The sequence below is a fragment of the Acinetobacter sp. B-6 genome, from assembly GCF_056930735.1.
This window is the reverse complement of record NZ_JBXPBY010000004.1, coordinates 104,819-118,803: the sequence shown is the minus strand read 5'-3', so window position 1 is coordinate 118,803 and position 13,985 is coordinate 104,819. Positions and strand designations below refer to the sequence as shown.

14 protein-coding genes and 4 tRNA genes are annotated in these 13,985 nt (G+C 35.9%); 7 read left to right on the top strand and 11 right to left on the bottom strand.

The genetic code is table 11. The features are described 5' to 3' along the window. Positions 1–240 precede the first annotated feature (240 nt). The gene (locus AC1Z3T_RS06645) at positions 241–387 is read left to right on the top strand and encodes a hypothetical protein (protein WP_228153636.1); all 147 of its coding nucleotides are present in this window, start codon (positions 241–243) and stop codon (positions 385–387) included. A 47-nt stretch (positions 388–434) separates the two neighbouring features. Here the strand turns inward: AC1Z3T_RS06645 and AC1Z3T_RS06640 are convergent, their stop codons facing one another. Then, positions 435–644, bottom strand: coding sequence for a hypothetical protein (locus AC1Z3T_RS06640; RefSeq protein ID WP_419320142.1), 210 nt, complete (start codon positions 642–644; stop codon positions 435–437). A 153-nt stretch (positions 645–797) separates the two neighbouring features. Between AC1Z3T_RS06640 and AC1Z3T_RS06635 the strand changes: the two genes are divergently transcribed. Together AC1Z3T_RS06635 and AC1Z3T_RS06630 are read left to right on the top strand one after the other, a co-directional pair. Next, positions 798–2,438, top strand: a complete 1,641-nt coding sequence (locus AC1Z3T_RS06635; RefSeq protein WP_419320141.1) for an AAA family ATPase — start codon at positions 798–800, stop codon at positions 2,436–2,438. A 5-nt stretch (positions 2,439–2,443) separates the two neighbouring features. Further along, positions 2,444–3,541 (top strand): hypothetical protein, encoded by a 1,098-nt coding sequence (locus AC1Z3T_RS06630; protein ID WP_100886042.1) that lies wholly within the window; start codon positions 2,444–2,446, stop codon positions 3,539–3,541. A 48-nt stretch (positions 3,542–3,589) separates the two neighbouring features. On the opposite strand, the gene glyS is transcribed toward AC1Z3T_RS06630, so the two are convergent. The 3 genes from glyS to AC1Z3T_RS06615 all read right to left on the bottom strand — a co-directional run bounded on the left by glyS (position 3,590) and on the right by AC1Z3T_RS06615 (position 7,135). Then, on the bottom strand, positions 3,590–5,659 hold the full coding sequence (glyS, locus tag AC1Z3T_RS06625) for a glycine--tRNA ligase subunit beta (protein ID WP_100886041.1): 2,070 nt from the start codon (positions 5,657–5,659) through the stop codon (positions 3,590–3,592). Next, positions 5,659–6,636, bottom strand: a complete 978-nt coding sequence (gene glyQ / locus AC1Z3T_RS06620; RefSeq protein WP_004826512.1) for a glycine--tRNA ligase subunit alpha — start codon at positions 6,634–6,636, stop codon at positions 5,659–5,661. Before glyQ ends, glyS begins: the two co-directional genes overlap by 1 nt. A gap of 106 nt (positions 6,637–6,742) precedes the next feature. Then, positions 6,743–7,135: a hypothetical protein gene (locus AC1Z3T_RS06615; RefSeq protein ID WP_100886040.1), complete on the bottom strand. Its 393-nt coding sequence runs from the start codon at positions 7,133–7,135 to the stop codon at positions 6,743–6,745. A 41-nt stretch (positions 7,136–7,176) separates the two neighbouring features. Here AC1Z3T_RS06615 and AC1Z3T_RS06610 point away from each other — a divergent pair, with 41 nt between their 5' ends. Continuing rightward, positions 7,177–7,674 (top strand): hypothetical protein, encoded by a 498-nt coding sequence (locus AC1Z3T_RS06610; RefSeq protein ID WP_228153633.1) that lies wholly within the window; start codon positions 7,177–7,179, stop codon positions 7,672–7,674. On the opposite strand, the gene AC1Z3T_RS06605 is transcribed toward AC1Z3T_RS06610, so the two are convergent. Continuing rightward, positions 7,647–8,081, bottom strand: coding sequence for a hypothetical protein (locus tag AC1Z3T_RS06605; RefSeq protein ID WP_100886039.1), 435 nt, complete (start codon positions 8,079–8,081; stop codon positions 7,647–7,649). The two genes, AC1Z3T_RS06610 and AC1Z3T_RS06605, sit on opposite strands and share 28 nt — an antisense overlap. 24 nt (positions 8,082–8,105) lie before the next feature. On the opposite strand from AC1Z3T_RS06605, the gene AC1Z3T_RS06600 reads away from it, so the two are divergent. Together AC1Z3T_RS06600 and AC1Z3T_RS06595 are read left to right on the top strand one after the other, a co-directional pair. Further along, positions 8,106–8,522: a lysozyme inhibitor LprI family protein gene (locus tag AC1Z3T_RS06600; RefSeq protein WP_418134822.1), complete on the top strand. Its 417-nt coding sequence runs from the start codon at positions 8,106–8,108 to the stop codon at positions 8,520–8,522. A gap of 121 nt (positions 8,523–8,643) precedes the next feature. Beyond that, positions 8,644–9,744 carry an HPP family protein gene (locus AC1Z3T_RS06595; protein WP_100886037.1) on the top strand — a complete coding sequence of 367 codons (1,101 nt, stop codon included), beginning with the start codon at positions 8,644–8,646 and terminating at the stop codon, positions 9,742–9,744. Between the two features lie 82 nt (positions 9,745–9,826). Here AC1Z3T_RS06595 and AC1Z3T_RS06590 read toward each other — a convergent pair whose 3' ends face one another. Continuing rightward, complete coding sequence (locus AC1Z3T_RS06590) at positions 9,827–10,087, bottom strand: PspC domain-containing protein (protein ID WP_005035529.1); 261 nt, start codon at positions 10,085–10,087, stop codon at positions 9,827–9,829. A 345-nt stretch (positions 10,088–10,432) separates the two neighbouring features. On the opposite strand from AC1Z3T_RS06590, the gene AC1Z3T_RS06585 reads away from it, so the two are divergent. Beyond that, positions 10,433–11,095: a hypothetical protein gene (locus AC1Z3T_RS06585; protein WP_042088591.1), complete on the top strand. Its 663-nt coding sequence runs from the start codon at positions 10,433–10,435 to the stop codon at positions 11,093–11,095. 23 nt (positions 11,096–11,118) lie between these two features. Here the strand turns inward: AC1Z3T_RS06585 and AC1Z3T_RS06580 are convergent. The 5 genes from AC1Z3T_RS06580 to AC1Z3T_RS06560 all read right to left on the bottom strand — a co-directional run bounded on the left by AC1Z3T_RS06580 (position 11,119) and on the right by AC1Z3T_RS06560 (position 13,733). Further along, positions 11,119–11,194, bottom strand: a tRNA-Lys gene (locus AC1Z3T_RS06580). 161 nt (positions 11,195–11,355) lie between these two features. Beyond that, a tRNA-Lys gene (locus tag AC1Z3T_RS06575) sits at positions 11,356–11,431 on the bottom strand. A gap of 90 nt (positions 11,432–11,521) precedes the next feature. Next, a tRNA-Lys gene (locus AC1Z3T_RS06570) sits at positions 11,522–11,597 on the bottom strand. Between the two features lie 88 nt (positions 11,598–11,685). Further along, a tRNA-Lys gene (locus AC1Z3T_RS06565) sits at positions 11,686–11,761 on the bottom strand. Positions 11,762–11,891: 130 nt separating this feature from the next. Next, a complete protein-coding gene (locus tag AC1Z3T_RS06560) occupies positions 11,892–13,733 on the bottom strand; it encodes a long-chain-acyl-CoA synthetase (RefSeq protein WP_100886036.1) in 1,842 nt (613 codons plus the stop codon). Positions 13,734–13,985 lie beyond the last annotated feature (252 nt).

Below are 13,985 nucleotides of genomic sequence, written 5' to 3'. Positions count from 1 at the left end.
AACATTATAAAAATCTTAGTGTTGTTGAGTATATTTTTCAGTTTTAGACCGAGTTTTGCCTGTGCTTGTGGGGAAGAAGTCCCTTTCAGTCATCAAATGATTGGCTGGGTTACAACGGCAATCATATTTCTCATTTATTTGATTCCTAGTTTTTATTTTGCAAAATATTTTAAGAAATATCAGCTATCTATCCTACACCTCATTTTGCCCCATATGCTGATGGTTGTGCTGTTATATGCGATGATGAATTCTTTTAAATTGGGTTTAAATCCAATTTATTATTGGGTCGCGGATTACCTTCCGAATAACTTAATTTTTGTTGTGATTGGACTGATTGGTGTGATTTTTTGGCTCTATCCCGTGATTTATGTTGTTAAAAAGAGCTAAATGGTTGTGTATTTAGCTCTACGGACAGCGTAAGTCAAGTGCTGAGATTAATTACATTTTTCCAGATTTGATACTTTAAAGTTATTTTTGAGTGAATTGAAGTTTTTTAGCTTTTCAGCATCTTTAGGATCAAAAACTGTCTGCTTCTGTTCAATATCCGCATCGACATTTGAAAATGCTGAAATCAATTGCTCTCCTTTGAAAATCCAATGTTCAGTTGCTTTTCCTGTTTCAAAGTTCCCTGTAAATTCAATCACACAGTTATCTGTTTGGATTGTTGGATGTCGTTGTACAGATGGGTCAGGATATTAATTTTACTTTTTTACTTATAGTTAGTTAAAATATAAATATTAAATTAGTATTTATATATTATACTATTGTGGGATGATTTAAAAAAGTAGAAATTACTTATGAGTTATAGATTAGATTCAATTAGATTAAAAAATCTTCGTAGCTTAAGAGATACTGGAGAAATTAAATTAAAACCAATTACAATATTAGTTGGGAAAAATAGTGTAGGAAAAAGTACTTTTTTAAGAAGTTTTCCTTTGTTAAGACAAAGTTGTGAAAAACAAAAAAGAGCTCCTATTTTATGGTATGGTAAATTGGTTGATTTTGGTGATTTTAATACTACAATTAACCGTAATGCGAAAAAAAATAAAGAAGATAATATTTGTTTTAGTTTTAATTTTAAAAAGCGTAAAGTTTTAAATTTGCTAGGTAAAAATAGTAATTTTAAAAAAATATTCGAAAGTGTTGATGATTTGTTGCTAACTTTTAACTTAAAGAGTGAAGATAATATAACTTTTTTATCAGATATTGAACTTAATTTTAATAAAAGAAAAATTAAATTAGAATATGGTTTTTTTGAAAAAAGGGATTCATTTTTAAAAAAAATTTCAATTGATGAAACTGTTTTGTTTGAGCAAGGGTTTTATGATCAATTTTTTGATATGAAACAAGAGAATTTTTTGATGAATATGGAGGGAAGCCTCACAAATATATCTCAATATTATCTTTTAGATGAGGATTTTATATTATCAGATTTTAGAAGAGTATCATTTACTGCTTTAATGTGCTTTTTTAATAATTTTTTGAATAAAAATGATATTTTTATTGATGATGAAAAGAATAGTATTTTAAGTTTTTGTGCTAAAATTTATAAAAATAGAAATAATTTTGAAAAAATAAATGATTTGGATGATTTTTTAATTAATGTTCTGGAAGCAAGAAAAAATGAAAAATTTTTTAATTTTATTCTTGATAAAGAAAATGTATTTAAAATATTCGAAATATTGAATTTAGATGCTTATATGGAGGCTGTTTCCAAGATTGATTCAGTTTTAGGTGATTTTTATAAAAATACAAGATATTTAGAACCATTAAGAGCTACCGCACAACGTTACTACCGAAGGCAGGAACTATCTGTTGATGAAATTGATTCTAAAGGTTCTAATATTGCTATGTTCCTAGATAATTTAAATTCAAAAAAGCAAATAGAACTTAAAAAATTTGTTGAAAACTATTTCGGAGTTGAAGTGAGGGTTAAAAAAGATGGTGGTCATTTAGCATTAACTATTTACAATAATTTATTAAAGACAGAAACCAATATTGCAGATTTAGGTGTAGGATACTCACAATTACTTCCTTTTGTTATTCAATTATGGGATATGTCTAATAATATTGAAATTGAGGATCGACGACCAGAATATTTGTGGAAATATAATGATATGGATCATCAATCAAAATTCCTATTAATAGAGCAACCGGAGCTTCATTTACATCCTGCTTATCAAATTAAAATTGTTGATATTATAGCAGACTTAGTTAAGTCGCATAATTCCCAAAGATTGGGTGTACTTTTAGAAACTCATAGTCCGAATATTGTTTATAGAATTAGTGAGTTAATTGAAAATAATGTGATTGATAGTAATAGTGTCCAAATATTAATTTTTGAAGATGATATTAATGGAAGTACTGAAATTAGACATGCTAGTTTTGATGAAGATGGTGATTTAATAAATTGGCCTACAGGTTTTTTTCAGGTTTAGAAATTATGTATATATATCTCGAAAATGATTTAGCTAATTTAGATTTTAGGTTGGAAGAAAATGAAGAGTTATTAGATTTTTTTTGTGATTTAATTTATAAAAGCTTTAAAGGGAAATTTATTTTGGATGGTAAAAAGGCTTTAAGAAACATAGCAAAATATGCTGGAGAAGAAAGGATAATTAAGAAAATAAATTTTATAATTCAAAGAAATATGGAATATAGGGGGGTATTTAATTCATTGAATTTTAAAATAAATATTTCTAAAAGCTATACAAATGTTGAAAGGAATAATTTTTCAATAAATATCCCTTTAGATATTTTTTTTACCTATGATTTTGGTTATGTAGACTTTATAGCAGAAGATTTTAATGATTCTGATTATATAGATCAGGCTATTAGATCATTTCAAGTACTTAAAGATGAGCTTGGAATTTTTAATGTTAAGTATAATAAAATTAATGGAGGTGGCGCGAATACTCCAAATGTGTACGAGCATCATTTAAATAGCAAGCTTAATTACGTTATATGTCTATGTGATAGTGATAAATATAGTCCTAAAGGTCCTTTTGGTATAAATGCGAGAGAATGCTTAAAAAAATTAAAAACGGACACTATAGGTAGACTTTTTATTACACATGGAAGAGAAATAGAAAATGACATTCCTTATCCACTGCTTTTTCAAACTTTTTCAAATGATCCTTCGACTTTAAGAAAAATATCTGAGTTACCGTGCTATAAAGAATATATTTGTGAGCAGATCTTGAAATATGCTGATTTGAAAAAAGGAGTATTGTTAAGTTGGGTTGATAAAATACCAGCTTCTTCCGAAAATGAAAAATATTGGTCAAATCAATCTAGATTTATAATGGATAATTTTTGGCATAAAATTATTGATGACAAAGTTGTTTTGGTGCCAGGTGTTTCTGAAAAATTATTGAAGAATGTATCTCAGTTTTTAAAGAAAAAAAGCGATCAGGAATTGAAAGAATTTTTAATATCGCATAATGCATCAAGTAATGACGAATTTTATCAATTTATTAGTCTAGGAGAAGATTTTTTTTGGATTCTCTTTAGTTTCTGCGATAAGAAGTTTGTAGCTTAAATAAAACCTGCCAAAAGGCAGGTCTTATTTTTTCAGTGATTTAACTTCTTAATGTTGTAACACTGAAATATCCGCAACGCTTGTAAATAAATCACGTAATTGTGCAAGTAAACGTAAGCGGTTTGCTTTTAACTCTGCATCATCCGCCATGACCATAACACCTTCAAAGAAAGCATCAATTGGTGCGCGCAATGCTGCCAGCTTGGAAAGCGCAGTGGTGTAGTCTTTTGCATCTAAAAGTGGCTGAACAACAGGAAGGATATTTTGAATCTCGCTATAAAGTGCTTTCTCTGCATCTTCTACCAGTTTAGCTTCAATAATCTCACCAGTAGGTGCAGCTTCTTTAGCCAAGATATTTGCAACACGTTTATTTGCAGCAGCGAGAGCAGCAGCTTCTGGCAAATCACGGAAATGATTCACTGCGGTAACACGCTTATCAAAATCTAAAGGTGATTTTGGTGAAAGTGCTTGAACAGCCTGAATCACATCAACGGCAACACCTTGGTCTTCGTATTTAGCACGATAACGACCTTCAAGGAATGCCACAGCATCGGCTAAAGTCTTCGCATGATCTTTCAATACATCGCCATAAGCAGCCAAAGCTAACTTGATGAGTTCTTCAATCGAAACATCAAGATTATTTTCAGTCACTAAACGCAAGATACCAATCGCAGAACGACGTAAAGCAAATGGATCTTTCGAGCCTGTTGGCGCTTGACCAATACCAAAAATACCTGTGAGGGTATCTAAACGGTCAGCAAGCGCAAGCGTTGTACCTGTTTTGGTTTTTGGTAGAACATCGCCTGCAAATTTAGGCAGATATTGCTCGCCTAAAGCTTCAGCAACTTCATCATTCTCGCCTTCAATGCGAGCATAATAAGTACCTGCAATCCCTTGCAGTTCAGGGAATTCACCGACTAATTCAGACGTTAAGTCACATTTAGCAAGTAGTGCGGCTTTTTCAGCATCCGCAGGATTTGCGCCTGTGATTGCAGATAATGCCACAGCCAATTTAGCAATACGCTCAGACTTATTCCAAAGTGTTCCTAACTGTGCTTGGAACACCATATTGGCTAATTTATCTTTACGTGATGCAAGTGGCTGCTTTTGATCTTGTAAGAAGAAGAATTCAGCATCTGACAAACGTGGACGTACAACTTTTTCATTCCCTTCAATAATTTGAGTTGGATCTTTAGACTCAATATTTGAAACAGTAATGAAATAAGGTTGTAATTTATTGTCAGCGTTGACCAAACAGAAATATTTTTGGTTGTCTTGCATGGTCGTGATCAAAGCTTCTTGAGGGACAGCAAGGAAACGCTCTTCAAAACTTGCACGAAGTGCAACAGGCCATTCCACCAATGCTGTCACTTCATCACGAAGATCTGCCGGTACAATCGCAGTCGCATTCACTTCATCTGCCAAAGCCTTGACTTGTTGATCTATGATCGCTTGGCGCTCAGCAAAGTCAGCAACAACATAAGCCTGACGTAGAACATCTAAGTATGTATCTGGGTTTGCCAATACAATAGCTTCAGGTGCATGAAAACGATGACCATAAGTCACATTACCGGTTTTGTGATCTTGAATCGATGCATCAATCACAGCATTGTCTTTCAGTAATACTACCCATTTCACCGGGCGGACAAATTCGGTACGGCTTGCAGCAGAACGCATACGTTTAGCAATTGGCAGGTTATCCAATGCTGTTTGTAAAATTTGTGGAAGTAAAACGTCAAGGCTTTGACCTTTTACATCTTTAAGGAAGCAAACTTTTTCAACTTTACCGGCTTGGAAAGTTGATACTTGATCCGCTGTAATGCCTTGACCACGCATAAAGCCTTCCAAAGCTTTGGTTGGTTTGCCTTCAGCATCATAAGCCGCTTGAACAGCAGGACCATCAAAACGCTTTTGGGTGTCTGCTTGAGCAGCATCCACATTGACGATCTTCAAGGCCAAACGACGTGGTGCAGCATAAGCTTCAATAGCTTCAAATGCTAAACCCGCTTCCTTTAGCCCTTTTTCTGTTTCTGCTTTTAAGGCATCACGTAACGTTTTTAGGCTTTTAGGTGGTAACTCTTCACAGCCAAGTTCGAATAAAACAGTATGTTTAGACATTATTTATTCTCCTCAGCTTTTGCTTCTGCTTCAACTTGCGCCTTTAACTGTGCCAATACTTCATCACGTAAATGTGGTTCCGCCATTGGGAATCCTAATTTTGCACGGGCAGCCACATAGCTTTGTGCAATAGAGCGAGCCAAAGTACGGACACGTAAGATATAACGTTGACGCTCAGTGACTGAAATAGCACCACGAGCATCAAGCAAGTTAAAACTGTGTGATGCTTTGATAACTTGTTCATATGCAGGAAGTGGAAGCTCAGCTTCCATTAAACGTGTTGCTTCAGCTTCGTAAAAGTCGAACAGCTCAAACATTTTTTCAACGTTGGCATATTCAAAGTTATAAGTCGATTGTTCAACTTCGTTTTGATGGAAAACATCACCATATGTCACTGTACCGAACTGACCTTTGGTCCATACCAAATCGTAAACAGAATCTACGCCTTGTAGGTACATTGCCAAACGTTCAAGTCCATAGGTAATTTCACCAGTCACTGGATAACATTCAACACCACCTACTTGTTGGAAGTAGGTAAATTGAGTGACTTCCATCCCGTTTAACCACACTTCCCAACCTAAGCCCCAAGCACCCAGTGTTGGAGATTCCCAGTTGTCTTCTACAAAACGAATGTCATGGGTTAAAGTATCAATACCGATTGCTTTTAACGAGTCTAAGTAAAGCTGTTGGATATTGTCAGGGTTCGGTTTAAGTACAACTTGGAATTGATAATAGTGCTGTAAACGGTTTGGGTTTTCGCCATAACGCCCGTCTTTTGGACGACGTGATGGTTGAACATAGGCTGCGTTCCATGTTTCAGGACCAAGTGCGCGTAAGAATGTTGCAGTGTGGAATGTCCCTGCACCCATTTCCATATCGTAAGGCTGTAACACCACACAACCTTGTTCAGCCCAGTAGTTTTGTAAGGCAAGAATTAAGCCTTGGAATGTATCAATATGCGATATGGCGCGACTCATGCAGCATCCACTATAAGTATTAGAAAAAATTGGTTCTAAGTATAAGGATTTTGCGGAGGTGTGGCAAAGGTTAGTCTACAAATATTGACGCTCATCGCAGATCAGTTCAGGTACATTTTTTAAGATTTTCTTTTGAGATCAAATTTTTCATTTGATTGGCCTCTTTTCTTATTTTCATTTCCTGAATATGTGCCTCGATTTCTGCATCTGGGGAGTCTGTATCGATGACGGTTTCTGAGGTAGAATTCTCAGAAATTAAAATGAGACCATCTCTAAAAAAAGCCCAGTCTTTTTCAATGGGCGGGGTATTCTTTACACTTGTTTTTGTTTTTAATAGACAGATTTTACCTTTCTTGATCAGTGTGAGTTCAAGTACGCTTAAAGGGTTGTTTGCAATTTCAATCTGCTGAGTTTCTAAAATTACAGGTTCATTCGATGAAAGGCAGGCGCTAAGAAAAAGACAAGAAGTTAAAGTGATTATACGGGGTGTTTTGTTCATCATTCATAATTAAAAAGTTAAATTATATATTTGATATTAACATGGAAATTATAAATATTATGTATTTGATAGATTATGAGCTTAAATTCAAAAGTTGGCAAAGTTATGTTGAGTTGCCATTCGGCTTATCTTTTTTAATGGACGAATTCGAATTAGAACACTATTTTTCCCAACGGATAACTTTTTTGAAAGGCTTTGATGCCACTGAGTTTTCTCTGCTCATGTATAAAGAAATGCCTAAAACATTTAGGGATGAGCAATACTTAAATGTTTCCGAAAGTTGGAATTCTGATCTTGAGATTGCTCAAGTAAGAGAATGGTTATTTCAGAAAAAAATTCCTTTCGATCAAGATATTTACATGTTATATGATGAAAATGTAATCAAAACCAAATGGAAAGTTTTTGTGAAACATTGGGATATTTTTAGTTGGTCTGTCGGAATAAGTTTAAATATTGTGGATCAAACAAGAAGTTGGATGTTGGAAGTTCATCATGAAAATGTCATGACTTTTTATTCAATGGAATCAGTTCGTGGTTGAGAGGAAAGTACTTGTAAAAATGCCCAATAACAGCAACCTGAAAATATTGCAATTGCATAGAAAAACCAGTCACTGAATAATTTCCAGATGGGCGTTGGGAACGCGCCCGTAAAAACCAAATAACCAATCATAGTAACAATCAGCCACATCAATAATGAACCCGCGAAAATATTGAAAAAATTGAGCCAATATTTGTGTGCAAGCCATAATGAAAGTACATATGCAATTGGAATGACGATCACACAGTAAATCAAATAAATCATTAAGCTGATGCCAAATACTGTGAGTATTGACTGCACATCATATTGATGATTCATGAAAAGAAAAAAAGTGATTAATAGGATTAAGCTAATACTCGGTGCTAAAAATAAAGCTTTTAAAATAGATTTATTGCTATATTGAACCATGATCAAAACAACAAAAGAGATTAAATAATGAAAGCATGCCTAAAATTGATTATTTTTTCTACTGTGATTTTTTCCACTTTGCTATATGCGGAAAATCAAGATGTACAGATAGATGTATACAATAAATGTGTTGATCAAACCATAGAAGAACTTGGATTGGGCAATATTAATAATGCTGTTGTAGAAATATGTAGTCATCAAGGCAAAGCATTCTATGAAAAAGAAATTGTTAAAGTGTTGGATCAGATTAAAAAACAAAGTCAAAAAGACAATCAACAAGAACGTTATACGGACCTGATGAAATCTCAACGCTTATGGAAAGCCTATGTTGATCAGGAGTGTCAAAACGCAGGGCGTTATATTGGTTCACCGATGTATGAATTTTGCCTTATGCAAGAATATGGCAAAAGATTAGCCCAGTTAACTGAATATACACGATAAAAAATCACTGTGTGAGAAATATAGTAGAAAAATTTATACAGCTAAGATGGATAATAAATACATCTTATAATCACAACAACGTATAATTCGCACTTCAACAGTGCAAAAGTGCAGGATCGTCGTGTTTCATACGCAACTTGAATGGTTAAATACCTTAAAACCCAATTTTAAAGTGTTACCTCTAAAAGATCGTTTAATTTGTGGCTTAGGCGCACTTTTAGGCTTGGCGATATCTTCACTGATCTGTTGGTATGTATTAGGCGGCTTTAACGCATGGTATATCGCACCGATGGGAGCATCCTCTGTATTGCTATTCGCAGTGCCCGCAAGTCCTTTGGCGCAACCTTGGAATATGGTAGTAGGCAATACCATTGCTGGTTTGGTTGGTGTGACCTGTGCATTATTGATTTCCAATCCAACGGAAGCATTTAGTATAGCCGTTGCATTGTCGATCTTCTTAATGATGAGCACCGATTCATTGCATCCGCCAAGTGGAGCTGTGGCAATTACTGCTGTATTGGGCGGTGATTCGGTACACCAACTGGGCTATCATTTTATTTTCTATCCCGTGTTGATCAACTCTGTATTTTTGTTGGCTATCGCAATTATTTTTAACAGAATGCTAGGCAAACAATATCCCCAAAGTGCACAGCTCAATGTTCGATCTAAAGACCCAACACCAACACAGAAGGTCACCATCCAACCCCAAGATATTCAAGAGGTCTTAGAGTATCAAACTCAGCTTTTAGACATTAGTGAATATGATTTACAAAAAATCATTTTAGAAGCACAAGAGAAAGCCAATGCGCGTGCAGTTCATGAGTTTCTTTGTCAGGATATTATGAGTAAAGATGTGATTCGTTTAGACGAGCAGGACGATATTCACCAAGCTTTAGACAAATTCAAACGGGTAAATTTAATGAGTTTACCTGTGGTCAATGCCGCACATGAATTGGTGGGTACATTGGCGCTGTATGAAATTGTGGAATGGTTTAAACGAGCGGCTGATCCACGAGCCTCATGGGAGCACTTTGTAAAACAAATTATGAATCGACAGGTCGTAACTGTACAACCAACACAGCCGATTCAAGATCTTGTGCCATATTTTGTGGAACGGTCTTTTAACTATATTCCTGTGATTGAAAATCAGAAATTGGTGGGGATTATCAGTCGCGCAGATATGATTGCCGCATTACAACAACAGTTAAATCATCAAAAATAAAGTGATGTTGAATAAAAAAAGCTACAACAGTTTGGGGGAACTGTTGTAGCAGAAAAGGGAAAAGTGTTTAAAAGAATTTTAATTAATGGGTTTTCTCTTCATAAATGGTACGTACGGGACGCTGATAACCTTGATGATCATTCAAACGTAAATTCTGTTTAGGCATCAGTAACCAAAGAATTAGATAGACCAGAATACCTGGGAATGCAGCACTCATACATGAAACAATCACGAAAATGATGCGCAGCAAAGTCACATTCCAACCAAAACGTTCAGCAATACCGCCCATAACACCGGCGATCATATTATGTCGGCTTGAACGATATAAACCAGAATTGGTCATTTAAATCTCCTTAGAAAGTTATCTGTCACAGATCATGCTTTAGCACTATAAGAACAATCTCTGTACTTTTAATAATGGAGTTCTGACACAATTCTTCAAGTAAAGTGCCGATAAAAATTGTTAATACTGTGTAACAATGTTTCTTAAATTATTCAAAATACTGTAAAAAAGCGGACGTAAAGCAAGTGCTGACGAGTTGAAAAAAAAGTGTTTTTTATACTTTTGTAAAAAAAATACCGTGAAGATTTCGAGAAGTGGTACAACGCAATACTATATGCGCATGTAGATGAATGTTTGACATGTTTTTTACTCAGTATATTTGGGTTATTGGGATTTATGCATTTGATGGTTCATAAAACAAGCTTCCTTGGAATTTTAGGTATAGGCATCTGTAGCCTATTGAGTGCTTGTGATTCTTCAAAATCGAACAATAAGCAGCAGGGGGCTTCTGATTCACAGAATTCATCTAGTGAGATTGCTTTGCAAGAAGCAACACAAGCTGTACCTGCCAGTGATGGCAAGAAGTTGAGTGAAGTTGCGGGGCAGGCGACCTTACCTGCAATGGCAGAGATTAAAGGTTTTGCACCGCAGCGTGAAACCTTACCATCCAAAGCTGAAGAGTTTGTTGGACGCTATCATGTGCAAATCAGCTGTGATGATCCATTTGCCAAGTGTGAACAGGGCAGTGCAGAGTTTATTATCAACTTACTCGCAGATGGAACAGCGCACCGTACATTTGTATATATGGGCAAAATAAGCAATGAAAATAGTGATGTAAAATCAAATCGAAGCTATCAAAAAAATACATGGATTTATGATGACGCGCAGCATGAAATCATTGTAAATCGAATCGAAGGAATTCAATTTTTTTATAAAGTGGATGAGAAAAATAATTTGGTGATGGACATTGATAAAATTCTTAATGGAACTGAAGAGAACCGTTTGTATTTTGCTCAACACCATACAGCGCCAATGAAAGCGTATGTCTTAAAGCGTTTTGAGAATTAAAACAGATAGATCGTTTTTAAATTTGGTGGGTTGTGTGGGGTTCGAACCCACGACCAATAGATTAAGAGTCTACTGCTCTACCAACTGAGCTAACAACCCAATACCTGTCTAAAAGTGTTTAAACAAAAGTAAAAGATCAAGCAAAATTTCGAGAACGGCGAAGCATCAAAAAAGATGATGTTTTGTCTAGGTCGGAATATTTGCAGGTTTCATTTCTAGTATAGTACTTAAACAGTACAGAAAGAAGCCCGAAGAAAGAATGGTGGGTCGTCCGCGATTCGAACGCGGGACCAACGGATTAAAAGTCCGCTGCTCTACCAGCTGAGCTAACGACCCTGAGTCAGGATGTATAAAGTATCACTTTATCCGAATCAATGAAAATCTAGATTTTCATTCGGTATCCATGTTCAGATTGAAACATATAGATGGTGGGTCGTCCGCGATTCGAACGCGGGACCAACGGATTAAAAGTCCGCTGCTCTACCAGCTGAGCTAACGACCCTGAGTTAGGATGTAAAGTAAAACTTTACTTAAAGCGACATGAAAATCAGTAATTTTCATTCGATATCCATACAGGTCAAAACAATAAGTGGTGGGTCGTCCGCGATTCGAACGCGGGACCAACGGATTAAAAGTCCGCTGCTCTACCAGCTGAGCTAACGACCCTTTTGTTTTGATGGAGCGTATTTTAGCAAGATATTGATAGAGCGCAAGTAAAAATTAAGAAACTTTGCAACGTTCGGTTATAAATAACACAAAATCAATTAAAAAAGCCCTGAAAACAGGGCTTTTATTTCTAGAAACGGTATTTATAAGCTTCGATATTGGCATAAACCTCTGCTGTGACATCACAATATGCTGTCGCACTTGGCAATAAAACCAGTAAACGATCAGAAGTTTTTTCAGGATTAAAAGCCTGTTCCTTCAATTTATTCTTCTGATATTTAAATGTTCCAGTCGTTTCTACAATCTGTTGAATACGTAAAAAAACTGGAACTGCATAAGCAGGTAAGTTCTTTTTAAAATCTGTAACCATCTGGCTTAAATCTTGTTCTGTCAGCTGTTCGCCTTCATGTAAGGTAATTGCTGCCATACCTGCACGACCATTGGTATTTGGAATCTCAACGCCGTAAACCACTGCTTCTGTAATCTTGGGATAGTCGCTACAGATATTTTCAACTTCAGTGGTAGATACATTTTCGCCTTTCCAACGGAAAGTATCTCCCAGACGATCAACAAATTGAGCATGACGGAAACCGATATCACGAACCAAATCACCTGTAATGAAATAAGCATCGCCCTTTTTAAAGACATCTTTCATGATCACGGATTTGTTTTTTTCGGGGTCTGTATAGCCATCAAAAGGAGAACGTTTGGTAATTTTACCAATCAGTAAGCCCACTTCACCTTTTTTGACTTTTTGGCAGTAGCCATCTGCATCACGTACTGCTTCGTTACTTTCTTTATCAAACTGTACAATGGCATAAGGAGTAGGTGAAAACCCAACAGTATTATCAAAATTGAAGATATTGCTGAACCCCACATTGCCTTCACTTGAAGCGTACAGTTCAAGAATTTCTTCTACGCCAAAACGCTGTTTAAACTTGTTCCAGATATTTGGACGCATGCCATTACCGATCATTTTGGTAACGCGGTGTGAATGATCAAGTTCGGATGGGGCTGCATCCATAAGATAGCGACAAAGTTCTCCTACGTACCCAATTGCAGATGCGTTAAATTTTTTCACATCTGACCAAAATGCAGAGGTTGAAAATTTACGTCGAATTGCCAAAGCCGAACCACCTGCAATGACGCCACACCAACATACCACCATGCCTGTTGCATGGTAGAGCGGTAAAGTACAGTACATTACGTCATCTTCACCTAAATTTAGGATGTGACCATAGGTTCCATAAGCGAGTGTCCAACGACTATTGGTGAATATAACCGCTTTAGGTAATCCCGTTGTTCCAGAGGTATAGATATAAAATAATCCATCTTTACCTTTAACATTGTGAGTTGTTGCAGGATTAAATTTAGGGAATGCATCAATTTGCTGTGCAAGATTGACATAGCCTTGTGGTGCACTACCTGGTTCTTTTAAGGTGTCTTGATCTGCAAACCAGTGTAGGCGATCTGAAGCGATGTTTAAATCTTGACGAACTTCATCCACAGCAGCACGACATTCCTCTCCCACAACAATTGCCACAGGATTAACGAGGTTGACACTGTGTGTGAGTACTTTGCCTGTTTGTGAAGTGTTCACAAGTGCAGAGGTTACGCCAATTTTTGCTAAAGCGATCACTGTTGCAATCAACTCTGGACGATTCTCGATCATCACAGTGATCACATCGCCTTTTTTTATACCAAGAGAAAGATAGAAATGTGCAATTTGATTTGCCCAAGCATTCAGTTCTTTATAACTGTAGCGTTGGTTTTCAAATAATAACGCATCTCCATATGGATTACGTTTGACCGCACGCTCAAAAGCTAGACCTAGCCCAGCAGGTGTGTTGGGCGTTCTGATATAAGCTTGTTTAAGTCCAGTCAGGATATTTGGAAGCTTATTGATGAGCTGTGGTAAGCGCTCGGCTACATCAGCAAATCCGATGAGATCGGTCTGTGTTGTTTGACTCATATCAATCCTATTTTTTTTTCGTAATCCGATACAATTTCTTAGTGTGTCATTGATCTGCATAAGGTACACATCAACTTTCATGTCATGTCTGCATTTGAGTAAACATGTATACATGATCTGTAGATATTATTCTTAGTTCCAGATTCGAGAATCAAATTGGAAATAAAAACCACCTTATCGTTTAGACATTTGTCTTTTTAATCGTTTAAGACTAGTGCAATCAACCTAATCTGACAAATGTCTTTAAAATCT

Excerpts from the sequence above, each read along its gene's own strand:
- AC1Z3T_RS06630 (WP_100886042.1), top strand. The coding sequence starts at position 2,444 with ATGTATATATATCTCGAAAATGATTTAGCTAATTTAGATTTTAGGTTG.
- AC1Z3T_RS06610 (WP_228153633.1), top strand. The coding sequence starts at position 7,177 with ATGGAAATTATAAATATTATGTATTTGATAGATTATGAGCTTAAATTC.
- glyQ (WP_004826512.1), bottom strand. The coding sequence starts at position 6,636 with ATGAGTCGCGCCATATCGCATATTGATACATTCCAAGGCTTAATTCTT.
- AC1Z3T_RS06635 (WP_419320141.1), top strand. The coding sequence starts at position 798 with ATGAGTTATAGATTAGATTCAATTAGATTAAAAAATCTTCGTAGCTTA.
- AC1Z3T_RS06645 (WP_228153636.1), top strand. The coding sequence starts at position 241 with ATGATGAATTCTTTTAAATTGGGTTTAAATCCAATTTATTATTGGGTC.
- AC1Z3T_RS06605 (WP_100886039.1), bottom strand. The coding sequence starts at position 8,081 with ATGGTTCAATATAGCAATAAATCTATTTTAAAAGCTTTATTTTTAGCA.
- AC1Z3T_RS06585 (WP_042088591.1), top strand. The coding sequence starts at position 10,433 with ATGGTTCATAAAACAAGCTTCCTTGGAATTTTAGGTATAGGCATCTGT.
- glyS (WP_100886041.1), bottom strand. The coding sequence starts at position 5,659 with ATGTCTAAACATACTGTTTTATTCGAACTTGGCTGTGAAGAGTTACCA.
- AC1Z3T_RS06560 (WP_100886036.1), bottom strand. The coding sequence starts at position 13,733 with ATGAGTCAAACAACACAGACCGATCTCATCGGATTTGCTGATGTAGCC.
- AC1Z3T_RS06590 (WP_005035529.1), bottom strand. The coding sequence starts at position 10,087 with ATGACCAATTCTGGTTTATATCGTTCAAGCCGACATAATATGATCGCC.
- AC1Z3T_RS06615 (WP_100886040.1), bottom strand. The coding sequence starts at position 7,135 with ATGAACAAAACACCCCGTATAATCACTTTAACTTCTTGTCTTTTTCTT.